Origin of the sequence: Nonomuraea sp. NPDC049607, from assembly GCF_040675375.1 — a bacterium.
Taxonomy (GTDB): Bacteria; Actinomycetota; Actinomycetes; order Streptosporangiales; family Streptosporangiaceae; genus Nonomuraea.
Genome location: NZ_JBFAOV010000029.1, coordinates 69,770 through 94,266 on the forward strand (window position 1 = coordinate 69,770; position 24,497 = coordinate 94,266).

Below are 24,497 nucleotides of genomic sequence, written 5' to 3' on the forward strand. Positions count from 1 at the left end.
GAGGGTATGGGGTGTGCTGCGACTTCCTAGGCTCTCGCGCAGGCTGCTGCGCCGCGCGTACCAGGGGCTGGTGCTGGTCAGCGTGCTCGCCCTGGCGCCCATGACGTGGGCCTGGCTCGACAGCTCGCCCCACCGCGTGGTGGCCGACACGGGCGGCTGGCTGGGCCGGGTGCCGTCCACGCAGGCCGCGCTGGTGCTCGGCGCGGGCCTGTGGGGCGCGCAGCCCACGCCCATGCTGGCCCGGCGGCTCGACGTCGCCGCCGAGCTCTACCGGGCGGGCAAGGTGCGCGCGCTGCTGCTGTCGGGCGACAACAGCCGCAAGGACTACGACGAGCCCACCGCCATGCGCGACTACCTGGTACGCAGGGGCGTGCCGGCGGGCGTGATCGTGCTCGACTACGCCGGATTCGACACCTGGGACTCCTGCGTACGGGCCCGCCGGGTGTTCGGCGCCGAACGCGTCACCGTCGTCACCCAGGTCTTCCACCTGCCGAGGGCCGTGGCGCTGTGCCGGACGGCCGGGCTGGAGACGTTCGGCGTGGGCGACGACTCCACCCGCCAGTGGGCGGCCACCACGTACGTCTACGCCACCCGCGAGCTGCTGGCCACCGGCAAGGCCGTCGTCGACGCGCTGCTGCTGCACTCCGACCCGGTCTACCCCGGGCCGCGCGAGGTCTCGCTGACCGAGATCCTGGCTCAGCGCGGCGGCGGCGCGCCGGGCGCGTAGCCGGGCGGCGGGGTGCCCCTGGACATGCGGCGGGCGTGCACGGGCGGCACCGGGAAGTCGGCGCGGGCGGTGCTCATGCACTCCAGCAGGGCGCGCTGCTCCTCGTGGAAGGCCTGCTCGTCGACCATGTGGCGGGCCGCCCGCTCGTGCAGCAGGCCCAGCTCGGTGGCGGCGAGCTGGTAGTCGCGCATCGCGCGCACGCCCTTCTTGCCGCCGTAGGCCCTGGCCCACTGCCTGGCCTGGCGGCGCCTGGCGAACGTGGACAACATGTAGATGTCGGCCGCCCCGACCAGCTTGGTCGGCTCGTACGGCGGCAGGTAGGTCTGGATGAGCGCGACGATGCGCCGCCGGTCCCTGAACACCACGCCGATCAGCACGACGAGCACCACCAGCAGCGCCAGGTAGGCCACCACGAGCCCGGGGAAGCCGCCGTAGGAGGCCAGGCCGTTCCACAGGCCGTGCAGGATCATCGCCCCCGACCAGCCGGCCAGCACCAGGAAGACCCGCTCGGGCCCTTCGCGCTGGGCCGCGTACGCGACGGCCACCCCGATCATCGAGCTGAACAGCGGATGGGCGAACGGCGACAGGACGCCGCGCAGCACCACGGTGACGGCCAGGCTGCTGACGCCGTTGCCGTTGAGCGCCGACAGGTAGTAGCTGACGTTCTCGCTCATGGCGAAGCCGAGGCCGACCATGCTGGCGTAGATGATGCCGTCGGTGGGGCCGTCGAGCTCGGCCCTGCGGAACTTGAGCAGGCCGAGCAGTACCAGGCCCTTCATCGTCTCCTCGACCACCGGCGCGCCGAAGGTGGCGGCCAGGTTGCGGGCGCTGGTCGGCGAGAGCTTGGCGGTGTCGATGAAGTAGTGGAGGTTGAGCGAGTTGATCGCGCCGGCGACCAGCACGGCGATGCCCGCGCCCCAGGCGAAGGCGAAGATCAGGTTGCTGCGCGGCTCGGGCTCCATGCGGTCGAGCGCCAGCACGGCGGCCAGCAGCAGCGGCACCGGCGCCAGGGCGAGCACGAGCGCGATGAAGAACTGCACCGGCTCGCCGTTGATCACGTCGAAGGAGAACGAGACCAGGGCGCAGATGCCGGTGAGGACCAGCCCGGTGATCAACGCGAATGACGGGCGGTCCTTCAACACCCAGCGTGGATCACGGGTCGCCATACCGTGACTTTAACGGATCGAAGGGCCGGTGCCCGTGTGGGCCGCCCGCGCGGGACAGCCACTCCTCACCCTGCGGACACGCGCTCCGGCGGCGTCGCGGACGGCGGGCACGGGATCAGGCCAGCAGCGGGTCGATCGCGACGGCGAGGAAGAGCAGCGCGAGGTAGGCGTTGGACCAGTGGAAGAACCGCATCGGGCGCAGGTCGACGCCGCTCCTGCCGGCGTTGAGCCGGGCCAGCAGGCGGTGGACCTCCCACAGGCAGACCACGCCGAGCACCGCCGCGACGACCGGGTAGAACAGCGTGGTGCCGGCCACCGGCCACAACGCCAGCGAGCACAGCACGGTCGCCCAGGTGTAGGCCACGGACTCCAGGATCACCCGCCGCTCGGTGGCCACCACCGGCAGCATCGGCACCTTCGCCGCCGCGTAGTCCTCCTTGTAGCGCATGGCGAGGGTCCAGGTGTGGGGCGGCGTCCAGAAGAACACCACGCCGAACAGCACCAGGGGCGCCCAGTCGAGCCGCTCGGTGATGCCCGCCCAGCCGATCATGACCGGCATGCAGCCCGCGATGCCGCCCCAGACGATGTTCTGGGCGGTGCGCCGCTTCAGGATCATCGAGTAGACGATCACGTAGAACAGGATCGCGCCGGTGGACAGCACCGCTGCCAGCCAATTGGTGGTGACCCACAGGCCAACAGTGGACAAAATCCCCAGAACGATCCCGAACACCAGCGCGCCGCGCGGCGACACCTGGTGCCTGGCCAGCGGCCGGCGGCGGGTGCGCCGCATCTTCTGGTCGATGTCGCGGTCGACGTAGCAGTTGAGCGCGTTGGCGCTGCCCGCCGACAGGGTGCCGAACACCATGACGGCGACCGACCTCCACAGCGGCGGCAGGCCGCCGGCCGCGAGGAACATCACCGGCAGGGTCGTGATCAGCAGCAGCTCGATGATCCGCGGCTTGGTGAGCGCGACGTAGGCCTTCACGACCATGCCGAACGTGCGCGGCGCCCCGGACTCGGTCGAGGGGGCCGTGGCCTGCCTGTTGGTCAGCACCGTCAAGGCGCTTCCAGCCTGTGCGGAGTCAACGCGTAACCTCTGATTGGAGCGGATCGATGAGTGGCGCCGTGACGCCTCTGCGAACAAACAAACTGTAGTCGCAGGGCCGGACGGTCCGGCCAATGGGGGGCTTGAGCCATTCGTGGACACGCGAGGGTGGAATGGGAATCGATCGCCAGCTCCACTCGGTTAGGGTCCCGTGTGGGCGGGATAGCCAACAGGTACTGCCAAATGACAACTAGATTCCGGAGATCGAGCACTTGAGCACCGAACTCGTGCCAGCCCTTGAGTGGACCGACCTCGACAAGAAGGCCGTCGACGTCGTCCGGGCCCTGGCGATGGACGCAGTGGAGAAGGCGGGCTCGGGTCACCCCGGCACCGCCATGAGCCTGGCCCCCGCCGCATACCTGCTGTTCCAGCGCGTGATGCGCCACGACCCGAGCGACCCCAACTGGGCGGGCCGCGACCGGTTCGTGCTGTCGTGCGGCCACACCAGCCTGACGCTCTACATCCAGCTCTACCTGTCCGGCTACGGCCTCACGCTCGACGACCTGCGCCGCCTGCGCCAGTGGGACAGCCTGACGCCGGGTCACCCCGAGCACGGCCACACCGCCGGCGTCGAGACCACCACCGGCCCGCTCGGCCAGGGTCTGGGCAACGCGGTCGGCATGGCGATGGCGGCCCGCCGCGAGCGTGGCCTGTTCGACCCCGACGCCGAGCGCGGCGCCTCGCCGTTCGACCACCACATCTGGTGCTTCGTCAGCGACGGCGACATCGAGGAGGGCATCAGCCACGAGGCCAGCGCCCTGGCCGGCCACCAGAAGCTGGGCAACCTCGTCGTCGTGTACGACGACAACCACATCTCCATCGAGGACGACACCCTCATCGCCAAGTCCGAGGACGTCGTCAAGCGCTACGAGGCCTACGGCTGGCACACCGAGAGCGTCGACTGGACCGCCGGCGGCGAGTACGAGGAGGACGTCCAGGCGCTCTACGAGGCGCTGGAGGCGGCCAAGGCCGAGACCGACCGGCCCTCGTTCATCCGGCTGCGCACGATCATCGGCTGGCCGGCGCCGAACAAGAAGAACACCGGCAAGATCCACGGCGCGGCCCTGGGCGAGGCGGAGATCGCCGCGACCAAGGAGATCCTGGGCATGGACCCGGCCAAGAGCTTCGACGTCTCGGCCGAGGTGCTCCAGCACGCCCGCGAGGTGGTCGCCCGCGGCCGCGCCGACCGCGCCGAGTGGGACAAGGGATACGCGGAATGGCGCCTGGCCAACCCCGAGCGGGCCAAGGAGTTCGACCGCATCTCCCACCGCGAGCTGCCCGCCGGCTGGGCCACGGCCCTGCCCGAGTTCGAGACCGGCTCCTCGATGGCCACCCGCAAGGCCAGCGGCGAGGTGCTGGGCGCGCTGGCGCCGGTGCTGCCCGAGCTGTGGGGCGGCTCGGCCGACCTGGCCGAGTCGAACCTGACCACGATGAAGGGCGAGCCGTCCTTCATCCCCGAGGAGTACCAGACCAAGGACTTCCCCGGTAACCGCTACGGCCGCACGCTGCACTTCGGCATCCGCGAGCACGCCATGGGCGCGATCCTCAACGGCATCGCCCTGCACGGCGGCACCCGCCCGTACGGCGGCACGTTCCTGGTCTTCTCCGACTACATGCGGCCCTCGGTGCGCCTGGCGGCGCTGATGAAGCTGCCGGTCACCTACGTGTGGACGCACGACTCCATCGGCCTCGGCGAGGACGGCCCCACCCACCAGCCGATCGAGCACCTGTGGGCGCTGCGCGCGATCCCCGGCCTCGACGTCGTCCGCCCGGCCGACGCCAACGAGACCGCGTACGCGTGGAAGACGATCCTGGAGCACACCGACCGTCCCGCCGCCCTGGCTCTGACCAGGCAGAACGTGCCGGTCTACGAGGGCACCAACGCCGACGGCGTGGCCCGCGGCGGCTACGTGCTGCGCGAGGCCTCCGACGGCCAGCCGCACGTGATCCTGATCGCCACCGGCAGCGAGGTCGAGGTGGCCGTCCAGGGCCGCGAGCTGCTGGAGGCGCAGGGCATCTCCACACGCGTGGTGTCGATGCCGTGTGTCGAGTGGTTCAACGGGCAGGACTCCGCTTACCGGCAGACCGTCCTGCCGAGCGCGATCCGGGCTCGGGTCGCGGTCGAGGCCGGCGTCGCGCTCGGCTGGCACCAGTTCGTCGGCGAGTGCGGCGAAGTGGTCAGCCTGGAGCACTTCGGCGCCTCGGCGCCGTACAGGACGCTGTACGAGCAGTTCGGGCTCACGGCCGAGCGGGTGGCGGCGGCGGCCAAGGCGAGCCTCGCCAAGCTGGGTCAGGACAAGGGCGAGACGACGGGAAACTGAGAAGAAGATGAGCGACAACCTCAACAAGCTGTCCGGCCAGGGCGTCTCCGTCTGGCTCGACGACATCAGCCGCGAACGGCTGCGCACGGGCAACCTTGAGCAGCTGATCCGGGACAAGAACGTCGTCGGGGTCACCTCCAACCCGACGATCTTCGCCGGCGCGCTCAGCAAGGGCGACGCCTACAACGCCCAGCTCCACGACCTGGCCGTACGCGGCGTCACCGTGGAGGAGGCCGTACGCGCGATCACCACGTACGACATCCGCTGGGCCGCCGACGTGCTGCGCCCGGTCTACGACGCCACCGACGGCGTAGACGGCCGCGTCTCGCTGGAGGTCGACCCACGTCTGGCCCGCGAGAGCGAGAAGACCGTGGCCGAGGCCAGGGCGCTGTGGTGGATGGTCGACCGGCCCAACCTGTTCATCAAGATCCCGGCCACCCTTGAGGGCCTGCCCGCGATCACGCAGGCGCTCTCGGAGGGCATCAGCGTCAACGTCACGCTGATCTTCTCCCTGGAGCGCTACCGCGCGGTCATGGACGCCTGGCTGGCCGGTCTGGAGGCCGCGCAGGCCAAGGGCCTCGACCTGGCCGCGATCGAGTCGGTGGCCTCGTTCTTCGTCAGCCGCGTCGACACCGAGATCGACAAGCGGCTCGACCAGCTCGGCAAGCCGGAGCTGAAGGGCAAGGCGGGCATCGCCAACGCGCGCCTGGCCTATGCCGCCTACGAGGAGGTCGTCAGCTCCGAGCGCTGGCAGCGCCTGCGCGCCGCGGGCGCCCGTCCGCAGCGCCCGCTGTGGGCCTCGACCGGGGTGAAGAACCCCGAGTACTCCGACACCATGTACGTCGACCAGCTCGTCGCCCCCGGCACCGTCAACACGATGCCGGAGAAGACCCTCGACGCCACCGCCGACCACGCCCAGGTCACCGGCGACACCGTGCGCCCCTTCTACGAGCAGGCCTGGAACACCATGGCCGCGCTCAAGGACGCCGGTATCGACTACGACGACGTGGTGCGCGTGCTGGAGGAGGAGGGCGTCGAGAAGTTCGAGGCGTCCTGGAACGAGCTGCTCGAAAGCGTCACCAAGAATCTGGTGCCATGATCGAGGTGTCCTACCGCGAGGAGGGGGTGGCCGCGGCCGCCTCCTCCGTCGCGGGGCGCCTCGTCGCCGACGGCGTGCCCGCGCGGCTGGCCGGCGGCGACCCCACGCTGTGGGGCGAGGACGCCGAGGCGGTGGCGGCGGTCCGGCTCGGCTGGCTGACGCTGCCGCGCACCTCCCGCGAGCTCCTTCCCGAGCTGGGCAAGCTCGTGGAGCGGGCGCGGGCCGAGGGCCTGACGAACGTGGTGCTGGTCGGGATGGGCGGCTCGTCGCTGGCTCCCGAGGTGATCTGCCAGACCGCCGACGTGCCGCTGACCGTGCTCGACACGACCGACCCCGCGCAGGTCAGGCGGGCCCTGGACGACCTGCTGGAGTCCACGGTCGTGGTGGTGGCCAGCAAGAGCGGCTCGACCGTCGAGACCGACTGCCACCTGCGCATCTACGAACAGATCTTCACCGAGGCGGGCATTGCGCCCGCCGACCGGATCGTGGTCGTCACCGACCACGGCTCGCCGCTGGAGCAGCGGGCGATCGACGGCGGCTACCACCTGGTCCTGGCCGTTCCCGACGTGGGCGGCCGCTACTCGGCGCTGTCGGCGTTCGGGCTGGTGCCCAGCGCGCTGGCCGGGGCCGACGTCGAACGGCTGCTGGACGATGCCGAGGAGGTGCTGCCGCTGCTGTCGCAGGACGTCGGCAACCCCGGGCTCGACCTGGGCGCGGCGCTCGGCGGCGCGGCGCTGGCCGGGCGCGACAAGCTCGTCCTGGAGGACCAGCTCTCCGGCATCAACGGGCTGCCCGACTGGATCGAGCAGCTCGTCGCCGAGTCCACCGGCAAGCAGGGCAGGGGCATCCTGCCCATCGTCAACGCCGACCCCAACCACACCCACGACGAGCTGATCGTCGCGATCGAGTCCGACGACGGCGCCGTACGCGTCGACGGGCCGCTCGGCGGCCAGTTCCTGGTCTGGGAGTACGCGACCGCCGTGGCCGGGCTGCTGCTGGAGATCGACCCGTTCGACCAGCCGAACGTGGCCGAGTCCAAGGAGAACACCGCGGCCCTGCTGGCCCTGCCCGACCTGCCGCTCGGCGCGCCCACGCTGGTCGACGGGCCCGTCGAGGTCTACGGCGCGGTCCGGTCGCACGACCTGCCCGGCGTGCTGGCCGAGCTGCTGAAGGCCATCCCGCACGACGGCTACCTGACCGTGATGGCCTATCTCGACCGGCTGGCCGCCTTCGACGCGCCCATGCCCGAGGGGGCCGACTTCGAGCAGATGACCGACGCGTGGATGATGGCCGACGCCGCCACGCTGCGCGCCCTGCTCGCCATCCGCACCAACCGGCCGGTGACGTTCGGATGGGGGCCGCGTTTCCTGCACTCCACCGGCCAGTACCACAAGGGCGGGCCGCAGAACGGCGTGTTCCTGCAGATCACCGGGGCGGTGACCGACGACGTCGCGGTCCCGGGACAGCCGTACACGCTGGGACGGCTCCAGCTCGCGCAGGCGCTGGGCGACCTGGCCTCGCTGGAGACCCGCGGACGGCCCGCCGTACGCCTGCATTTGACGGACCGCGCGACGGGTGTCGCGCATTTGCTCGCAGCCGCACAGGAGGTTTGAGATGACTGATCAGGCATCTCCTGAGGAAGAGGTCGTCGCGGTGGCGGCGGCCGTGGCGAACACCGCCACGACATTGGAGGTCGCGGAGGCCAACCCGTTGCGCGACCCACGGGACAAGCGGCTGCCGCGGGTGGCGGGGCCGTGCGTGCTGGTGCTGTTCGGCGTGACGGGCGACCTGGCCAAGCGCAAACTGTTGCCGGCCATTTACGACCTGGGCAACCGCGGCCTGCTGCCGCCCGGTTTCTCGCTGGTCGGTTTCGCCAGGCGCGATTGGAAGGACCAGGACTTCGCCCAGTTGACGCACGACGCCGTCAAGGCGCACGCGCGTACGCCGTTCCGCGAGGAGGTCTGGAAGCAGATCCTCGAAGGCATCCATTTCGTGCCGGGCGAGTTCTCCGACGACGGAGCCTTCGACGCGCTGGCGATGGCGTTGGCGGAGATCGACCAGACCCGTGGCACGGGCGGCAACTACGCTTTCTACCTGTCGGTGCCGCCCAAGTTCTTCCCCGTGGTGGTCGAGCAGCTCAAGCGCACCGGGCTGTCCGACGCGCCCGAGGGGTCGTGGCGGCGGGTGGTCATCGAGAAGCCGTTCGGCCACGACCTGAAGTCGGCCCACGAGCTGAACGAGATCACCAACTCGGCGTTCCCGGAGAGCTCGATCTTCCGGATCGACCACTACCTGGGCAAGGAGACGGTCCAGAACATCCTGGCGTTGCGCTTCGCCAACAACCTGTACGAGCCCATCTGGAACCGCAGCTTCGTCGACCACGTGCAGATCACCATGGCCGAGGACATCGGCATCGGCGGGCGCGCGGGCTACTACGACGGCATCGGCGCGGCCCGCGACGTGATCCAGAACCACCTGCTCCAGCTCCTCGCGCTGGTCGCCATGGAGGACCCGACCTCCTTCGACGCCTCGGCGCTGCGCCGGGAGAAGGAGAAGGTGCTCAAGGCCGTGCGGCTGCCGTCCAACCTGGGGCTCAACACGGCCCGCGGCCAGTACGCGGCCGGGTGGCAGGGCGGCGAGAAGGTCGTCGGCTACCTCCAGGAGGAGGGCATCCCCGCCGAGTCGATCACCGAGACGTACGCGGCGATCAAGCTGGAGATCGCCAACCGGCGGTGGGCCGGGGTGCCGTTCTACCTGCGTACCGGCAAGCGGCTGGGCCGCCGGGTCACCGAGGTGGCCGTGGTGTTCCAGCGGGCGCCGCACCTTCCCTTCAGCAAGACCGACACCGAGATCCTGGGCCAGAACGCCCTGGTCGTCCGCGTGCAGCCGGACGAGGGCATCACCGTGCGGTTCGGGTCGAAGGTCCCGGGCACCGCCATGGAGGTGCGCGACGTGTCGATGGACTTCGCCTACGGCGAGTCGTTCCTGGAGTCCTCGCCCGAGGCGTACGAGCGGCTGCTGCTCGACGTCATGATCGGCGACCCGCCGCTCTTCCCGCACCAGCGCGAGGTCGAGCTGTCCTGGACGATCCTCGACCCGATCGAGGACTTCTGGGCCACGCAGGGACAGCCCGAGGGGTACGAGTCGGGCTCGTGGGGCCCGGAGTCGGCCGACGCGATGATGGCGCGCGACGGCCGCGTGTGGAGGAGACTCTAGTGACGACTTTCATGCTGTCGGACACGACGGCCGGCAAGATCTCGGCGCAGCTCATGCTGCTGCGCCACCAGATGGGCGCGCCCGCCATCGGCATGGTGCTGACCCTCGTGGTGGTCTCCGAGGAGCGCCACCAGTACGACGCGCTGCGCGCCGCCACCGAGGCGGCCCGCGAGCACCCCTCGCGCATCATCGTGGTGATCAAGCGCGAGGAGGCCGAGCCCAACCGGCTCGACGCCGAGCTGCGCATCGGCGAGAACACCCCCGGCGAGGTCGTGGTGCTGCGCCTGTACGGCGAGCTGACCCAGCACGCCGACTCCGTGGTCAGCCCGCTGCTGCTGCCCGACACGCCCGTGGTGGCCTGGTGGCCGGGCGCGGCGCCCGACGTGCCGTCCAAGGACTCGATCGGCGCCCTGGCCCAGCGGCGCATCACCGACGCCAAGGGCTTCGAGAACGGCGGCGTCAAGTCGCTGGTGACCCGGGCCAAGGGTTACGCCCCCGGCGACACCGACCTGTCGTGGGCCCGGCTGACGCCGTGGCGCAGCCTGCTGGCCGCCGCGTTCGACCAGCCGGTGGGCAAGGTGCGCAAGGGCGTGGTGGAGGGCAGCCCCGGCCACCCGAGCGCGTCGCTGCTGGCGGCGTGGCTGTCGGAGCGACTGGGCGCGCCGGTCAAGGTGGCCGAGTCGGCCGGTCCCGGCCTGACCGCCGTGCGGCTGCAGGTGAGCGAAGGCGAGCTGACGGTCGTGCGCTCCGACGCGCGGCTGGCCACGTTGTCGCGTCCCGGTCAGCCCGACCGGAACGTGGCCCTGGCCAGGCGGCACACCTCCGAGCTGATGGCCGAGGAACTGCGGCGGCTGGACAGCGACGAGGTCTACGAGGCCGCCGTCAAGCGTTTCGCCCGTTCGTACAAGGGTTGACCCCCCCTTCACTCCAGAAAGAAGTGTCGTGAGCGTTCCCAACGTTGTCGTGCACCGCGACGCCGACGTCCTGGCCAAGGCCGTGGCGGCGCGCATCATCACGCGCCTGGTCGACGTGCAGTCGGCCAGGGGGTCGGCCTCGATCGTGCTGACCGGCGGCACGGTCGGCATCGCCACGCTGGCCGCCATCGCCGCCACGCCCGCCCGCGACGCCGTCGACTGGCGGCGCCTGGACGTCTGGTGGGGCGACGAACGTTTCGTGCCCACCGGTGACAAGGAACGCAACGAGACCGGCGCCCGCCAGGCGCTGCTCGACCACGTGGACCTGGACCCCGACCGGGTCCACGTCATGCGCGGCCCCGACTCGGGCCTGACGGCCGAGGAGTCGGCCGACGCGTACGCCGCCGAGCTGCGCGCCGCGGCCCGCCCCGAGGACCACGGCCCGGTGCCGGCCTTCGACGTCATGCTCCTCGGCATGGGCCCCGACGCGCACGTGGCCTCGCTGTTCCCCGGCATGCCCGCCCTGTACGACACCCGCCCGGTCGTCTCCGTGCACGGCTCCCCCAAGCCGCCCCCCACCCGCATCTCCCTGACCCTGCCCGCCATCCAGGCGGCGCGCGAGGTGTGGGTGGTGGCGGCCGGCGAGGAGAAGTCGGGCGCGGTACGCCTGGCGCTGTCGGACTCGGGCCCCGTCCAGGTGCCGGCCGCCGCCGCCCGCGGCCGAGCCGGCACCCTGTTCCTCCTGGACCGCGCGGCCGCCGGCAAGATCCCCCCAGAGCTGGGCCGCCTGGCCTCCCCCTGAGGTCAGAGGGGGTCGGGAGCGGGGGTACAGGCGAACGTCCCGCCGTACCTCCGCTGCGCGACCGGCGGCTCCGGCGGCGGTCAGGCGGTCGTGGTGAGGGTGTCGATCTCCTTGAGGAGAGTCTGCTTGCGGTCGGCGGCCAGGTAGGAGGCGTTGACAGCGTTGCGGGCGAGTTGTGCAAGTTCGGGGGCGCCCAGGCCGAGCACGTGGGCGGCGGCCCGGTACTCCCCGGCCAGGGTGGTGCCGAACATGGGCGGGTCGTCGCTGTTGAGGGTGACGTACAGGCCCTCCTCCAGCATCCGGGGCAGCGGGTGGGCGGCGAGGTCGGGCACCTGGCCGGTGCAGACGTTGGAGGTGGGGCAGACGTCCAGGGGGAGCTGGGTCTCGCGCAGGTGGGCGACCAGGCGGGGGTCGGACAGGCAGTTGATGCCGTGGCCGATGCGCTCGGCGCCGTAACCCTCGATGACCTCCCACATCGTCTCGGGGCCGCTCATCTCGCCGCCGTGCGGAACGCTGTGCAGGCCGGCGGCGCGTGCGGCGGAGAAGGCGTCGCGGTAGGCGTCGCGGTACTTGGGACGCTCCTGTTCGATGCCTCCGATGCCGAAACCTACCAATGCGGCGGGAGGTTCGCTCAGGGCGTGCTCGACGGTGACCCGGGCGGACTCCTCGCCGTACTCGCCGGGGATGTCGAAGATGTAGGCCATCTCCACGCCATGCTCGGTCAGGGAACGCCGGGCGGCCAGGTCGAGGGCCTCGGTCACCTCGCGCATGGGCATCCCGACCACGTGGTGGGCGTACGGGGTGACCTGGAGCTCGGCGTACCGGCCGCCCTGGGAGGCGAGGTCCTTGGCCAGGCCGAGGACGAGGGTGGCGACGTCCTCGGGCTCGCGGACGAGGCTGTTGACGGCCTGGTACACGCGGGCGAAGTGAGGGAAGTCGAGGAAGGTGTAGAAGCGGCGCAGCTCCTCCTCGGTGGTCGGGACCTCGCTTCCGGGGTGGCGACGGGACAGCTCCAGCACGGTGGCTACCGAGGCCGAGCCGACCAGATGTACGTGCAGTTCCACCTTGGGAAGCGCGTCGATGAAGGCGTCGATGGTCATGGCGACGACCATAAGCCTGAGATTTCGCCCTAAAACAGGGAAAGGGGTGAAATTTCACGTGAAGATGTTAGATTTCGGCTCCGGGGTAGGCTCGTGGCCCGTGAGGGACCCTGAGGCCTACGACCGCGGCTTCGCGCGGCTCAGCTCGCACACCGTCGAACCGCTGCTCGCCGCCCTGGCCCGCGGTCCGGGACAGCACCCCGGACAGCACCCCGGACAGCGCCCGGGGCGGCGTCGAGAGCGGCGTCCCGAGCGGGTGCTCGACGTCGGGTGCGGCACCGGCGTGGTCACGGCCGCCGCGCTCGCGACCGGCGCCGCGGTCACCGCCGTGGACGCCGACCCCGCCATGCTGGAGCTGGTCGCCCGCCGCCACCCCGGCGCCACGGTCCGCCGGGCCACCCTGCCCGTCCTGCCGTTCGAGGACGCCTCCTTCGACGCCGTGGCGGGCAACTTCGTCATCAACCACGTCGCCGACACCCCGGCGACGCTCGCGGAGCTGCACCGCGTGCTGCGTCCCGGCGGCGCCGTCGCGCTGACCTGGTGGAAGTCCGACGAGATGACGGCCACGAACGTCTTCGCCGAGGCCCTGGCGGCGGCAGGGGTCCCGTACGAACCCCCGGCCCGCCCCTTCGCCGCCGTGGACCGGCCCGAGCGGTTCGCCGGGCTGCTGGAGGCGGCGGGCTTCACGGGGGTGGGCGTGCGGACCCTGCGCTGGCGGCACCGGGTGGACGTCGCCGCCTGGTGGACCGGCGTCGTCGAGGCGGGCGGCCCGCGCTTCGAGACGATCGCCCGGCAGCCGCCGGAGACCGCCGCCCGCGTCAGGGCCTGCTACGACCGCCTGGCCGCCCCGTACGCCGCCACGGGCTTCCCCGTCTGCGCCCACCTGGCCCACGGCCTGCGCTGACAGGCCAGGACTGGCGGCATGTGGGCGCGCAGCGTCCGGGCCGGCTCCCGGTTGCACACCTAGCACGTCCGTCAGCGGTGGGTGAGCTCCTCGAACCGTACGCCCGTGAGCTGCGTAGACACCTCGCACAGCCGCCGGGCGAGGTCCTCCGACCTGGCCCTCGCCGAGGGCGTGAGCAGCTTCAGCCGCGGGCCGACGAACTCCCGCCGGTGATGCGGCGGCTTACAGGGAGGGGACGGCACCCGACTGCAGGAACACGCCCAGGAGGGGCTGTAGGGGCCCCAGCTTGAAGATGTGGGTCGCGGTGGTGCCCGGGTGGGCGGCCACGCTGGTCAGGCTCGCACCGGCCAGGCCGGCGCCTCGCTGGAGACCGTCACCACGCGGACACCCGGGGCGGCCAGGAGCAGTGGCAGGAGCAGCCCGGTGAGCGCGAAGTGGCCGAGGCGGTTGGTGGCGAACTGCAGTTCCCAGCCCTCCTCGGTCAGGCGGCGGGGGTCATGGCGATGCCGGCGTTGTCGACCAGCAGGTCCAGCTCGTCCATCGTGCCGCCGACGGCGGGCCGGCTCGCGGGCGGTGGGCAGGCCGAGGCCGCTGTTGGCGCCGGTCACGACGGCCGTTCTGCCGGTGAGGTCCGGGATGTCGGCGGGCGTCCAGGGGTCATCGCCCCTCCTTCCGGCGTACGGAATTCGTCCACCTCAGCCCAGCCGCTGCCGCGCGTGGCGTTCCTCGCGGCGGGTGACCTGGAGCCGTTGCCGGACCTCCTCCAGCCTCTTGCGGGCCTTGGCGAGCTTGCGTTCCAGTCGGGCGACCTTCTCGGCGCGTTCGTCGTACTCGCGGGTGACCGACTCCAGCGTCTCGGCCCACTCCCGGTGGGCCGCCTCGGCCTCCTCCCGCTCTCGCGCCTTACTGGCTTCCCGCGCTTGCCTGGCCTCGGCCTCCGCGCGGGCCTTCTCCTCGGCCGCCGCGTCCTTCCCGGACGGTCCGCGCCTCCGCGACGGCTCGGATCGGGGCGCGGTGACGGGGGCGGGGGCGAAGCCGCTGTAGCTGAGCGGCCTGGCCAGGCGGCCGGCCCGTACCTGGTCGGCGGCGCCGGCGTCCACGACGGCGGCGTCCAGCGTCTGGTCCACCTCCGTGGCGGCCGCCGCCGACAGGCCGCCCGCCTGCCTGGCCAGCCTCGCCACCTTGGCGGTGACCTCGCCGCGCCGCTGGGTCAGCTCGGCCAGCGCGTCGGCGTCCTGCGCCTGCCAGGCCGCGCGCAGCCGCTCCCCCACGCCGAGCAGGTCGGCCAGCTCACCGGGGTGCTCCCGGGCCAGCCGGTTGACCACCCAGGCCGAGACGGTGGGCTTGCGCAGCTTCGCGATGTCGCGGGAGAGCCGTACGTCGCCCGCCGCCTTGGCCGCGCTCGCCTCGGCCGCGCGGGCGGCGGTGAACTCCGCCGGCGGGACTGCGTAGAGGCGGCCGGCCACCTCGTCAAGATCCACACAGGACAAATACCCCACACGCCGCGGTTTGTAGCGCATAGTGGAGGCAGCCCCAGTCGAACGGAGGCCCCCCGGTGTTCGAGCGCTTCACCGACCGCGCGCGCAGGGTCGTCGTCCTCGCCCAGGAGGAGGCGCGGCAGATGAGCCACAACTACATCGGCACCGAGCACATCCTGCTGGGCCTCATTCGCGAGGGCGAGGGGCTGGCCGCGCTGGTGCTCGACGGCTGCGGTGTGGAGCTGGAGGGCGTACGGACCTTCGTGGAGCGCGAGGTGGGCCGCGGCGCCAGCTCGCCGAGCGGGCACATCCCCTTCACCCCGCGTGCCAAGAAGGTGCTGGAGCTGTCCCTGCGCGAGGCCCTGCAACTGCGCCACAACTACATCGGCACCGAGCACATCCTGCTCGGGCTGATCAGGGAGGGCGAGGGGCTGGCAGTCCAGGCGCTGGTGGAGGCCGGCGCCGACCTGGCCGACGTACGCCAGCGCCTGCTCGACCGCGTGGGCCGCGGCACCAGGGAACGCCCGACGGAGGTGTACTTCGGCGGCGGCTCGGTGCTCGGCGAACGGCTCACCCGCATCGAGGAGAGCCTGGAACGCATCGAACGCCACCTCGGCATCGGACCAGCCGCCGGACCCGCCGAGAAGGACGAGCCCCGCGAGGAGGGCCTAGGCTGAGGCCCGCACGCCGACCGGCAGCCGCGCCTCCACGACCCCCGGATCCTCGGTCTGGCCGAGCGCGGCGCCCAGGGTGGTCAGCAGGCCGCGCATACGCGCGTTGTCGGCCAGCAGGGTGGCTCTGACCTCGGCGTACCCCAGGTCACGAGCCTGCCGCACCAGCATCCCGGCCAGCACCGTACCCAGGCCGCGCCCCTGCCAGCGGTCCTCCACCAGGAAGGCCATCTCGGCGATGCCGGGGTCGGGGGTGAACATGAGGTTCGCCATGGCCACGACCTGGCCGTCGTGCCCGGCGACCAGCGAGAAGCCCCTGTCGCGGTCGCAGAGCCGGTCGAACGTGCGCGGCGGCAGCGCGGGCATCGAGGTGAAGTAGCGGAACCTGCGGGCCTCGGGCGAGCACCTGTCGTGCAGGTCGCGCACGGCCTCGCGGTAGATCGAGGTGAGCGGGCGCACGGTGACCTCGGCGCCGTCGGCCAGTTTCACCGCGCGTTCGGCGGGGGTCCGGCCGGGCGCGGGCTGGGCGAGGCGGGCGAAGGAGGCCGCCCGCGCGGCCTCGGTCAGCGTGAACGGCAGCCCGGCGCGGCGCAGCCGTACCGCGCGCCGCTGGGCCACGGGCACGACGAGCAGGGTCGGGTCGGGCAGATCGTTCACCGGTTCACCGTAGACCCAGCGGGCGTCGTCCGCGCGCAGCAGCTCGGCCAGCAGCTCGGGGAGCCGCCAGGGCGTGGAACGCAGCCGGGAGGCCAGCAGCAGCGCCCTGGTCGGCTCGTCGGTCAGCTCGTGGGCGGTGGCCGGCACCACCTGGACGCGCCGGCCGCCGGCGGCCTCCAGCGCCTCGCGCACGGCCTCGGGACCGGCCGGGATGTCGGCGACGAACTCGTCGACTGTGCCGTCGGCGTCGGACTGGACGCTCAGGCCGAGGATGTTGCCGCCCCTGGCGGCCAGGGCCGAGGCCAGCGAGGCCAGCCGTCCGGGTCGCTCGTCCACCGTGGTCCGGATGCGCAAGAATCCCATATGGGAGAGCATGCCCGGCATGTGTTACATGCCCGCTAACGACGGGTTTCATGACGAATTTCGTCGCGAGATGCGCCACCTGATCCCGATATAGCAGGATATGGGGCCATGAATGCGCGAGTTCCCTTGTCGTCCGGATTCGTCAACGGTGACGTCTCCTTCTGGTACCGCTCGTCCGGGGTGCCGGAGCCCGGTCCGCGGCTCGACGGCGACCTGGACGCCGACGTGGCGATCGTCGGGGCGGGCTACACCGGGCTGTGGACCGCGTACTACCTCAAGAAGGCCCGCCCCTCGCTCCGGGTGGTGCTGCTGGAGCAGGAGTTCGCCGGGTTCGGCGCCTCGGGGCGCAACGGCGGCTGGCTGACCGGCGACCTGGCCGGCTCCCACGAACGGTACGGCTCGGACGCCCGCCGCCTCCAGCGCGAGATGTACGCCTCCATCGACGAGGTCATCGCGGTCTGCCGGAACGAGTCGATCGACTGCGACATCGTCAAGGGCGGCGTGGTCAACGTGGCCCGCACCCCCGCCCAGGCCGACCGGCTGCGCGACTCGGTGGCCTCGGCCCGCGCCTGGGGCATCGAGGAGGCCGACCTGCGCCTGGCCGACCCGTCGGAGCACGTACGGGTGTCGGGGGCCCTGGCGGCCTCCTGGAGCCCCCACTGTGCCCGCATCCAGCCCGCCAAGCTGGCCCAGGGGCTGGCCAGGGCCGTACGCGACCTCGGCGTCCCCGTCTACGAGCGCACCCCGGTCACCGAGATCGCCCCGGGGAGGGCGGTGACCCCGTACGGGACGGTCAGGGCGACGTACGTCATCCGCGCCACCGAGGGCTTCACCGCCCGTCTGAACGGCCTGCGCCGCCAGTGGCTGCCCATGAACAGCTCCATGATCGTCACCGAGCCCCTCCCCGCCTCCTTCTGGGACGAGGTCGGCTGGCGGGGCGCCGAGCTGCTCGGCGACCTCGCGCACTACTACATGTACGCCCAGCGCACCGCCGACGACCGCATCGCCTTCGGCGGCAGGGGCCGTCCCTACCTGTACGGCTCCCGCATCGACGCCCGCGGCCGCACCCACGAGTGGACGGTCGAGGCCCTGTGGCGGCTCCTGGTCGACTTCTTCCCCCAGGCCCGCTCCTCCTCGGTCGCGCACGCCTGGTCGGGCGTGCTGGGGGTGCCGCGCGACTGGTGCTCGACCGTGCACGTGGACCCCGCGACCGGCCTGGGCTGGGCCGGCGGGTACACCGGACACGGCGTGACCACGACGAACCTGGCCGGGCGCACGCTGCGTGATCTGATACTCGGGGAGGAGACGCGGCTGACGTCGCTGCCCTGGGTGGGGCGCAAGGTGCGCTCCTGGGAGCCCGAACCGCTGCGCTGGATGGGCGTGCACGCGATGTACCGCCTGTACCGGGTGGCCGACCACCGTGAGCGTTCCATGCCCAGGACCTCGGCCCTGGCCCGCTTCGCCGATCTGATCACCGGCCACTGACGCCGTCCCGAGAAAGGGAGAACCCCCATGAACATCCTCTTCCGCGGTGGAGCCGCCTTCATCGGCGGCGCCGTGCGGCGCGACGCCGTACTGGTGCGGGACGGGGTGATCGCCGCCGTCGGCCCGGAGGGCGAGCTGTCCCGCGGCGCCCCCGGCCACGACACGGTCGACCTGGACGGCGGCCTGCTGACGCCGGGCTTCACCGACGCGCACATCCACCCGGTACAGGCCGGACTCGAACGAGCAAAGTGCGACTTGTCAGAGATCTTCGGCCTAGACGCCTACATCTCCAAGATTTCCAACTACGCCACGAAAAATCCCGAAAAAGAGTGGATCGACGGCGGAGGCTGGGACATGTCAGCCTTCCCCAACGGTCTCCCCCACCGCTCCCAGCTCGACTTCCTCGACCGGCCGGCCTACCTGATCCAGCGTGACCACCATGCCGCCTGGGTCAACTCCCGCGCCCTCGACCTGGCCGGCATCACCCGGGACACCCCCGACCCCGCCGACGGCCGCATCGAGCGCGACGCCGACGGCACCCCGTCCGGCGTGCTGCACGAGGGCGCGATGGACCTCGTCGGCCTGCTCACCCCGCGCCCCACTGCCGAGGACCAGGCGCGGGCGCTCACCGAGGCCGAGCAGCACCTGTTCTCGCTGGGCATCACCGGCTGGCAGGACGCCATCGTCGGCTCGTACGCCGGCTCGGACGACCAGCTTCCCACCTACCTCGACGCCGCCCGCGCGGGACGGCTGCGCGCCCGCGTGGTGGGCGCGCTGTGGTGGGACAGGACGCGCGGCGAGGACCAGATCGAGGACCTGGTGCGCCGGCGGGCCGCCGCCGAGGGGCTGGACCGGTTCGCCGCCACCTCGATCAAGATCATGCAGGACGGCATCACGGAGAACTTCACCGCCGCGACGCTGGAGCCGTACTGCCGGTGCGGCGGCACGGGCCTGTCGTACGTCGACCCGGGCAAGCTCAAGCAGTACGTCGCCGAGCTGGACCGGCTCGGCTTCCAGGTGCACTTCCACGCCATCGGCGAACGCGCCGTGCGCGAGGCCCTGGACAGCTTCGAGGGCACCGACCCGGCCAATCGCCACCACATCGCCCACCTGCAGATCATCGAGCCCTCGGACGTGCCACGCTTCGCCGCGCTGGGCGTGACGGCCAACCTGCAACCCCTGTGGGCCACCCACCACGCCCAGATGGACGAGCTGACGCTGCCGTTCCTGGGCGAGCCGCGCTCGTCGTGGCAGTACCCGTTCAGGGATCTGCAGGCGCACGGCACCCGGTTCTGCGCGGGCAGCGACTGGCCGGTCTCCGAGCCCGATCCGATCCAGGGCATGCACGTGGCGGTGAACCGTACCGAACCGGGCGGATCGGTGCACGCGGGCTACCCGACGGCGCAGACGCCGTTCCTGCCGGGCCAGCGCCTCGACCTGGCCACGGTGATGAGCGCGTACACCGAGGGGTCGGCCTGGATCAACCGCTCGCCGGCGGGTGTGATCGCGCCCGGCCGACCGGCCGACCTGGTGGTGCTCGACCGCGACCCCTTCGACCTGCCCCCGGCCGACATCTGGACGACGCGGGTGCGCATGACGTTCGTCGACGGCGTGGCGGTGCACGGGCGATGACGCGCGAAGGGCCCCGGTGACCAGCACCAGGGCCCTTCCGCCGGCTCGCCTACCAGGGGGACTTGTTGTTGCGCAGGCGCTCCAGTGCCTCCTCGAGGATCGCCTTGCCGTCCTTGTCGCTCCGGCGCTCCTTCACGTAGGCCAGGTGCGTCTTGTACGGCTCGTTCTTGGGCGGGGCAGGCGGGGCCTCCTCGTCCTGTCCGGCTGGGAGGCCGCAACGTGGGCAATCCCACATCTCGGGGACCGCCGCGTCGCTGGCGAAACTGGGGCGCGTCTCGTGCATGTTGGCGCACCAGAACGAGACCCGCACTCTCGGAGCTGCCTCGCCGCGTTCGGCCTCCCCCATAGGGCCGGCGCCGACTCGGCTGCCACGGATCGCGTTGCCACTACCCACGGATGAACTCCTCGCTAGATCGCCCCGCGTCGTGACACGGGGGGAGAATCACTGTCACGCGTTAACCAGTTGTTGTCTCAGGGCCGCATGAGCAGGCCGAGAGCGATGATGCAGACGAACCAGACGGTGCCCGTGATGACGGTCAGCCGGTCGAGGTTGCGCTCCACCACCGAGGAACCACCGAAGTTCGACGAGAAACCGCCGCCGAACATGTCAGACAGGCCGCCACCCTTGCCCTTGTGGAGCAGGACGAGCAGGATCATGAGACCGCTCGCCAGGATGAGGGCGATGGAGATTCCGATTTCCACGGTATGCCTGTTCCTTCAGTGCTCTGTTACGCGTGACGATTCAAACTTGCCTCTTGAGGGTACGGCCTGCTGTCAAGTCGCACCCTCAGAACGACTCAGTTAGCCAGGCAATTCGGAGAATCGGCAGATCTTGGCGAACTCCCCTGCGTCGATGCTGGCACCGCCCACGAGCGCGCCGTCGACATCGGGTTGAGCCATGATCCCCACGATATTGCCGGACTTGACCGAGCCACCGTAAAGGATACGGACCGCGGAGGCCACTTCGGGGTCGTAGAGCTCTGCGAGTCTCACCCGCAACGCTCCGCAGACCTCCTGGGCGTCCTCCGGGGTGGCCACCTCGCCCGTGCCGATCGCCCACACGGGCTCGTAGGCCACCACTATCGATTTTGCCTGCTCGGCGCTGATTTTGCGCAGGGCGCCGTCGAGTTGGCCGAGACTGTGCGCGATGTGGCCGCCCTCTTGGCGTACGGCCAGCCCCTCGCCCACGCACAGGATGGGCGTGAGCGAGTGCCGGTAGGCCGCCTGCACCTTGGCGTTGACGAGATCGTCGTCCTCGCCGTGGTACTGGCGCCGCTCGGAGTGGCCGATGACCACGTACGTGCAGCCGAGCTTGGCCAGCATGACGCCCGACACCTCGCCGGTGTAGGCGCCGCCGTCGTACTGGGACAGGTCCTGGGCGCCGTAGACGATGCGCAGCTTGTCGCCGTCGACCAGCGTCTGGACGCTGCGCAGGTCGGTGAAGGGCGGCAGGACGGCCACCTCGGCCTTGTCGAAGTCCTTGTCGCTGAGCGCGAAGGCCAGCTTCTGGACCAGGGCGATGGCCTCAAGGTGATTGAGGTTCATCTTCCAGTTGCCGGCGATGAGCGGCTTGCGCTGCTGGGCCACCTCAGTCCTCCAGAGCCGCGAGTCCGGGAAGGGTCTTGCCCTCAAGGTATTCCAGGCTGGCCCCGCCGCCGGTGGAGATGTGCGAGAAGCCGTCCTCGGGCAGGCCCAGCCTGCGCACGGCCGCCGCGGAGTCGCCGCCGCCGACCACCGTGAAGGCGTCGGAGCCGATCAGGGCCTCGGCCACCGCCCTGGTGCCGCCGGAGAACGCGTCGAACTCGAACACGCCCATCGGCCCGTTCCAGAACACGGTCTTGGCGTCGGCCAGCTTGCTCGCGAACAGCTCGCGCGTCTTCGGCCCGATGTCGAGCCCCTCGCGGTCGGCCGGGATCGCCGTGGCCTCGACCACCTCGTGCTCGGCGTCGGCCGCGAACGTGACGGCCGCCAGCACGTCGACCGGCAGCACGAGGTCGACGCCCCGCCTGCCGGCCTCGTCGAGGAAGCCGCGCACCTGGTCGAGCTGGTCCTCCTGGAGCAGCGACCGGCCCACCTCGTAGCCCTGGGCCTTGAGGAAGGTGTAGGCCATGCCGCCGCCGATCAGCAGCCGGTCGACCTTGGTCAGCAGGTTGGCGATGACGCCCAGCTTGTCGGAGACCTTCGCCCCGCCCAGGACGACCACATAGGGACGCTCGGTGTCCTCGGTCAGCCTGCGCAGCACCTCGACCTCGGCCACGACCAGCCCGCCGGCCGCGTGCGGCAGCAGCTTGGGCACGTCGTAGACGCTGGCGTGCCTGCGGTGCACCGCGCCGAACCCGTCGCCGACGTAGAGCTCGGCGAGCCCGGCCAGCTTCTCGGCGAACGCGCCGCGGGCGGCGTCGTCCTTGGACTCCTCGCCGGGCTCGTAGCGCAGGTTCTCCAGCAGGGCGACCTGGCCCTCCTGGAGGGCGTCGACCGTCTGCCGCGCGCTGTCGCCGACCACGTCGGCGGCGAAGGCGACGTCCTGGCCGAGCAGCTCGCCCAGGCGGGCGGCCACCGGCTTGAGCGAGTACTTGGGATTGACCTGCCCCTTGGGCCTGCCCAGGTGGGCGCAGACGACGACCTTGGCGCCGCGCCCGGCCAGCTCCCGGATCGTCGGCAGCGACGCCCGGATGCGGCCGTCGTCGGTGATCGTCTCCCCGTCGAGCGGGACGTTGAGGTCGGCGCGCACGAGCACGCGCCGCCCCTTGACGTCGAGATCGTCGAGCGTGCGCATGCTCATGCTCCTGTCCCCGCAGTGGCCTCGACCATGCTCACAGGCCGCGGCCGACCAGCTCGATCAGGTCGGCGAGGCGGTTGGAGTAGCCCCACTCGTTGTCGTACCAGCCGACGACCTTGACCTGGTTGCCGATGACCTTGGTGAGGCCGGCGTCGAAGATACAGGAGTGGGGGTCGGTGACGATGTCGGAAGAGACGATCTCGTCCTCGGTGTAGCTGAGGATGCCCTTGAGCGGGCCCTCGGCGGCGGCCTTGATCGCGGCGTTGACCTCCTCGACGGTGACCTCGCGGCTGACGTCGACGGTGAGGTCGGTGGCCGAGCCGGTGGGGATCGGCACGCGCATGGCGAAGCCGTCGAGCTTGCCCTTGAGCTCGGGCAGCACCAGGCCGATGGCCTTGGCGGCGCCGGTGGAGGTGGGCACCACGTTGAGGGCGGCGGCGCGGGCGCGGCGCAGGTCCTTGTGCGGGCCGTCCTGCAGGTTCTGGTCCTGCGTGTAGGCGTGGATGGTGGTCATCAGACCCTTCTCGATGGTGAAGGTGTCGTGGATGACCTTGGCCATCGGGGCCAGGCAGTTGGTGGTGCAGGACGCGTTGGAGATGATCGTGTGGCTGGCCGGGTCGTAGGAGCCCTCGTTGACGCCCATCACGATGGTGACGTCTTCGTTCTTGGCCGGCGCGGAGATGATGACCTTCTTGGCGCCGTTGTCGGCGTGCACCCTCGCCTTGGAGGCGTCGGTGAACAGGCCGGTCGACTCCACCACGACGTCGACGCCGAGGTCGCCCCACGGCAGCTTGGCCGGGTCGCGCTCCGCGAACGCCTTGATCGCCTTGCCGTCGACGGTGATCTCGTCGCTGGAGGCCTTCACCTCGTACGGCAGGCGGCCCAGGATGCTGTCGTACTTCAGCAGGTGGGCGAGCGTCGCGTTGTCGGTCAGGTCGTTGACCGCGACGATCTCGATGTCCTTGCCGCTGGCGGCGACCGCGCGCCAGAAGTTGCGACCGATGCGGCCGAAGCCGTTGACGCCTACGCGGATGCTCACGGAAACCGATCTCCTCGAACAGATGGCGGTTGAATCTCAACCACGAACACTATCGGACCCAAATTGGTTTAGACCACTGCAGGTACCGCCCTGCGTATCCCCGTTCAGGCGGCGTAATTTGCGAGCTTCGAGTAAAGTGCCCGACTCGTCGGAGTAAATTCGTGCATTCTCTGGGGGCTGAGATGTCACATGAGCGGTCCGGCCTGCTTCCTGGACTGATCGCGGGGCTGGTCGCCGCGCTCGTCTGCGCGGCGGCACTGGGGTTCGCGGTGCTCTTCCAGGACCGGCTGCCCAAGGCCGTGGCCACGCTGGGCAACGGCCACGCCTTGTCGGTGACGCTGTCACTCCTGATCGCGCTGCTGGTCGCCCTGGCCGTGGGCGCGGCCCGCCCGCGCAACCGGGCGCTGCCGGTGGTGGCCGCCCTGTACGCGGCGGCGGCGGTCGCCGGAGGGCAGATCTCGGGCGCGTCCATCATGATCGGCGCCGCGCGGCGCACGCCCGCGTCCGGCACGTCCTCCTCCCCCCGGCTCGGCGACGTCACGGCGGCCAACGCCGGCGAGGGACTGCCCCACGCCCTGGCGGTCTACCGCGAGCCGCTCGGGCAGACGTGGCAGATGTGGCTGTACATCGCGGTGGCCGCCGTGGCCGCGCTCCTGCTGGTCACGCTGCGCGTCTTCCGCGTACGCCGCGCCGACCGGGCCGCCCTGGCCCAGCAGGCGGCCGAGGCGGCCGACGAGCCCGGACAGGAGTACCGGGCGCCGTTCGAGCCGGCCCAGTCGCCCGCCCAGCAGGCCGCGCCCGCGGACCTGTTCACGCCGCGCAAGCCCGCCAAGGACTGAACGGCCCTCGCCGGGCCGGCGCACCTCCACGGAGGCGGCCCACAGGGCTCTCCGTCACGGCGAGCGGCCCGTGAGCCCTCACGACCGGCCATGACGGGCGGCCACGGACGTCGGCGCGTGCGGGCCACCGAGTAGGCCACCGAGTAGGCCACCGAGTAGGCCACCGTGCGGAGCCGTACGGGATGGGGGTCTCCCGGACG

The 24,497-nt window shown here is 71.4% G+C and carries 23 protein-coding genes and 1 pseudogene; 12 read left to right on the forward strand and 12 right to left on the reverse strand.

All coding sequences use genetic code 11. The features are described from left to right. Nucleotides 1-13 precede the first annotated feature (13 nt). Nucleotides 14-727, forward strand: a complete 714-nt coding sequence (locus tag AB0J97_RS38585; protein ID WP_357705755.1) for an ElyC/SanA/YdcF family protein — start codon at nucleotides 14-16, stop codon at nucleotides 725-727. Here the strand turns inward: AB0J97_RS38585 and AB0J97_RS38590 are convergent. Then, nucleotides 697-1,893, reverse strand: coding sequence for a PrsW family intramembrane metalloprotease (locus AB0J97_RS38590; RefSeq protein WP_364098435.1), 1,197 nt, complete (start codon nucleotides 1,891-1,893; stop codon nucleotides 697-699). The two genes, AB0J97_RS38585 and AB0J97_RS38590, sit on opposite strands and share 31 nt — an antisense overlap. Nucleotides 1,894-2,008: 115 nt before the next feature. After that, on the reverse strand, nucleotides 2,009-2,953 hold the full coding sequence (locus AB0J97_RS38595) for a heme o synthase (protein ID WP_357705753.1): 945 nt from the start codon (nucleotides 2,951-2,953) through the stop codon (nucleotides 2,009-2,011). A gap of 257 nt (nucleotides 2,954-3,210) precedes the next feature. Here AB0J97_RS38595 and tkt point away from each other — a divergent pair, with 257 nt between their 5' ends. Genes tkt through pgl form a run of 6 tightly spaced genes read left to right on the forward strand, consistent with a single transcriptional unit; the run spans nucleotide 3,211 to nucleotide 11,350 of the window. Then, on the forward strand, nucleotides 3,211-5,319 hold the full coding sequence (gene tkt / locus AB0J97_RS38600) for a transketolase (RefSeq protein ID WP_364098438.1): 2,109 nt from the start codon (nucleotides 3,211-3,213) through the stop codon (nucleotides 5,317-5,319). A gap of 7 nt (nucleotides 5,320-5,326) precedes the next feature. Next, the gene (gene tal, locus AB0J97_RS38605; protein ID WP_364098441.1) at nucleotides 5,327-6,418 is read left to right on the forward strand and encodes a transaldolase; all 1,092 of its coding nucleotides are present in this window, start codon (nucleotides 5,327-5,329) and stop codon (nucleotides 6,416-6,418) included. After that, on the forward strand, nucleotides 6,415-8,031 hold the full coding sequence (locus AB0J97_RS38610; RefSeq protein WP_364098444.1) for a glucose-6-phosphate isomerase: 1,617 nt from the start codon (nucleotides 6,415-6,417) through the stop codon (nucleotides 8,029-8,031). Before tal ends, AB0J97_RS38610 begins: the two co-directional genes overlap by 4 nt. Nucleotide 8,032: 1 nt before the next feature. Next, a complete protein-coding gene (gene zwf / locus AB0J97_RS38615; protein WP_357705749.1) occupies nucleotides 8,033-9,634 on the forward strand; it encodes a glucose-6-phosphate dehydrogenase in 1,602 nt (533 codons plus the stop codon). Next, the gene (locus AB0J97_RS38620) at nucleotides 9,634-10,548 is read left to right on the forward strand and encodes a glucose-6-phosphate dehydrogenase assembly protein OpcA (protein ID WP_357705748.1); all 915 of its coding nucleotides are present in this window, start codon (nucleotides 9,634-9,636) and stop codon (nucleotides 10,546-10,548) included. The genes zwf and AB0J97_RS38620 overlap by 1 nt, the downstream gene beginning before the upstream one ends. 28 nt (nucleotides 10,549-10,576) lie before the next feature. Next, the gene (pgl, locus tag AB0J97_RS38625) at nucleotides 10,577-11,350 is read left to right on the forward strand and encodes a 6-phosphogluconolactonase (RefSeq protein WP_357705747.1); all 774 of its coding nucleotides are present in this window, start codon (nucleotides 10,577-10,579) and stop codon (nucleotides 11,348-11,350) included. Nucleotides 11,351-11,430: 80 nt separating this feature from the next. Here the strand turns inward: pgl and add are convergent, their stop codons facing one another. Continuing rightward, nucleotides 11,431-12,450, reverse strand: coding sequence for an adenosine deaminase (gene add, locus AB0J97_RS38630; RefSeq protein WP_364098449.1), 1,020 nt, complete (start codon nucleotides 12,448-12,450; stop codon nucleotides 11,431-11,433). 100 nt (nucleotides 12,451-12,550) lie between these two features. On the opposite strand from add, the gene AB0J97_RS38635 reads away from it, so the two are divergent. Then, the gene (locus AB0J97_RS38635; RefSeq protein ID WP_364098452.1) at nucleotides 12,551-13,354 is read left to right on the forward strand and encodes a class I SAM-dependent methyltransferase; all 804 of its coding nucleotides are present in this window, start codon (nucleotides 12,551-12,553) and stop codon (nucleotides 13,352-13,354) included. Nucleotides 13,355-13,425: 71 nt separating this feature from the next. Here the strand turns inward: AB0J97_RS38635 and AB0J97_RS38640 are convergent, their stop codons facing one another. The 3 genes from AB0J97_RS38640 to AB0J97_RS38650 form a co-directional block, all read right to left on the reverse strand. After that, on the reverse strand, nucleotides 13,426-13,596 hold the full coding sequence (locus tag AB0J97_RS38640; protein ID WP_364098455.1) for a hypothetical protein: 171 nt from the start codon (nucleotides 13,594-13,596) through the stop codon (nucleotides 13,426-13,428). Between the two features lie 90 nt (nucleotides 13,597-13,686). Beyond that, nucleotides 13,687-13,962: a hypothetical protein gene (locus tag AB0J97_RS38645; protein ID WP_364098458.1), complete on the reverse strand. Its 276-nt coding sequence runs from the start codon at nucleotides 13,960-13,962 to the stop codon at nucleotides 13,687-13,689. An 87-nt stretch (nucleotides 13,963-14,049) separates the two neighbouring features. Further along, nucleotides 14,050-14,835 (reverse strand): hypothetical protein, encoded by a 786-nt coding sequence (locus AB0J97_RS38650; protein ID WP_364098461.1) that lies wholly within the window; start codon nucleotides 14,833-14,835, stop codon nucleotides 14,050-14,052. Nucleotides 14,836-14,909: 74 nt separating this feature from the next. Here AB0J97_RS38650 and AB0J97_RS38655 point away from each other — a divergent pair. Further along, nucleotides 14,910-15,326 (forward strand): annotated as a pseudogene (locus AB0J97_RS38655) (Clp protease N-terminal domain-containing protein); the annotation flags it as partial. 174 nt (nucleotides 15,327-15,500) lie between these two features. Here the strand turns inward: AB0J97_RS38655 and AB0J97_RS38660 are convergent. After that, nucleotides 15,501-16,523, reverse strand: coding sequence for a GNAT family N-acetyltransferase (locus AB0J97_RS38660; RefSeq protein WP_364098464.1), 1,023 nt, complete (start codon nucleotides 16,521-16,523; stop codon nucleotides 15,501-15,503). A 108-nt stretch (nucleotides 16,524-16,631) separates the two neighbouring features. On the opposite strand from AB0J97_RS38660, the gene AB0J97_RS38665 reads away from it, so the two are divergent. Together AB0J97_RS38665 and AB0J97_RS38670 are read left to right on the forward strand one after the other, a co-directional pair. Next, nucleotides 16,632-18,008, forward strand: a complete 1,377-nt coding sequence (locus tag AB0J97_RS38665; RefSeq protein WP_364098467.1) for an FAD-dependent oxidoreductase — start codon at nucleotides 16,632-16,634, stop codon at nucleotides 18,006-18,008. A gap of 27 nt (nucleotides 18,009-18,035) precedes the next feature. After that, nucleotides 18,036-19,640 carry an amidohydrolase gene (locus AB0J97_RS38670; RefSeq protein ID WP_364098470.1) on the forward strand — a complete coding sequence of 535 codons (1,605 nt, stop codon included), beginning with the start codon at nucleotides 18,036-18,038 and terminating at the stop codon, nucleotides 19,638-19,640. A 49-nt stretch (nucleotides 19,641-19,689) separates the two neighbouring features. Here AB0J97_RS38670 and AB0J97_RS38675 read toward each other — a convergent pair whose 3' ends face one another. From AB0J97_RS38675 to gap, 5 genes are all read right to left on the reverse strand, one after another. Further along, nucleotides 19,690-20,034 (reverse strand): RNA polymerase-binding protein RbpA, encoded by a 345-nt coding sequence (locus AB0J97_RS38675; protein WP_082310244.1) that lies wholly within the window; start codon nucleotides 20,032-20,034, stop codon nucleotides 19,690-19,692. 77 nt (nucleotides 20,035-20,111) lie between these two features. Further along, a complete protein-coding gene (gene secG, locus AB0J97_RS38680) occupies nucleotides 20,112-20,342 on the reverse strand; it encodes a preprotein translocase subunit SecG (protein ID WP_090942947.1) in 231 nt (76 codons plus the stop codon). Between the two features lie 99 nt (nucleotides 20,343-20,441). After that, nucleotides 20,442-21,227 carry a triose-phosphate isomerase gene (tpiA, locus tag AB0J97_RS38685; protein WP_357705739.1) on the reverse strand — a complete coding sequence of 262 codons (786 nt, stop codon included), beginning with the start codon at nucleotides 21,225-21,227 and terminating at the stop codon, nucleotides 20,442-20,444. 1 nt (nucleotide 21,228) lies between these two features. Next, the gene (locus tag AB0J97_RS38690) at nucleotides 21,229-22,416 is read right to left on the reverse strand and encodes a phosphoglycerate kinase (RefSeq protein ID WP_364098475.1); all 1,188 of its coding nucleotides are present in this window, start codon (nucleotides 22,414-22,416) and stop codon (nucleotides 21,229-21,231) included. Nucleotides 22,417-22,453: 37 nt separating this feature from the next. Then, nucleotides 22,454-23,458 carry a type I glyceraldehyde-3-phosphate dehydrogenase gene (gene gap, locus AB0J97_RS38695; RefSeq protein ID WP_357705737.1) on the reverse strand — a complete coding sequence of 335 codons (1,005 nt, stop codon included), beginning with the start codon at nucleotides 23,456-23,458 and terminating at the stop codon, nucleotides 22,454-22,456. Nucleotides 23,459-23,640: 182 nt separating this feature from the next. Between gap and AB0J97_RS38700 the strand changes: the two genes are divergently transcribed. Beyond that, on the forward strand, nucleotides 23,641-24,297 hold the full coding sequence (locus AB0J97_RS38700) for a hypothetical protein (protein WP_364098478.1): 657 nt from the start codon (nucleotides 23,641-23,643) through the stop codon (nucleotides 24,295-24,297). Nucleotides 24,298-24,497 lie beyond the last annotated feature (200 nt).

Bases quoted from the DNA above. Each gene is read 5' to 3' on its own strand.
- add (WP_364098449.1), bottom strand. From the start codon at position 12,450: ATGACCATCGACGCCTTCATCGACGCGCTTCCCAAGGTGGAACTGCAC.
- AB0J97_RS38670 (WP_364098470.1), top strand. From the start codon at position 18,036: ATGAACATCCTCTTCCGCGGTGGAGCCGCCTTCATCGGCGGCGCCGTG.
- AB0J97_RS38665 (WP_364098467.1), top strand. From the start codon at position 16,632: ATGAATGCGCGAGTTCCCTTGTCGTCCGGATTCGTCAACGGTGACGTC.
- AB0J97_RS38660 (WP_364098464.1), bottom strand. From the start codon at position 16,523: ATGGGATTCTTGCGCATCCGGACCACGGTGGACGAGCGACCCGGACGG.
- AB0J97_RS38700 (WP_364098478.1), top strand. From the start codon at position 23,641: ATGTCACATGAGCGGTCCGGCCTGCTTCCTGGACTGATCGCGGGGCTG.
- tal (WP_364098441.1), top strand. From the start codon at position 5,327: ATGAGCGACAACCTCAACAAGCTGTCCGGCCAGGGCGTCTCCGTCTGG.
- AB0J97_RS38610 (WP_364098444.1), top strand. From the start codon at position 6,415: ATGATCGAGGTGTCCTACCGCGAGGAGGGGGTGGCCGCGGCCGCCTCC.
- AB0J97_RS38690 (WP_364098475.1), bottom strand. From the start codon at position 22,416: ATGCGCACGCTCGACGATCTCGACGTCAAGGGGCGGCGCGTGCTCGTG.
- AB0J97_RS38590 (WP_364098435.1), bottom strand. From the start codon at position 1,893: ATGGCGACCCGTGATCCACGCTGGGTGTTGAAGGACCGCCCGTCATTC.
- zwf (WP_357705749.1), top strand. From the start codon at position 8,033: ATGACTGATCAGGCATCTCCTGAGGAAGAGGTCGTCGCGGTGGCGGCG.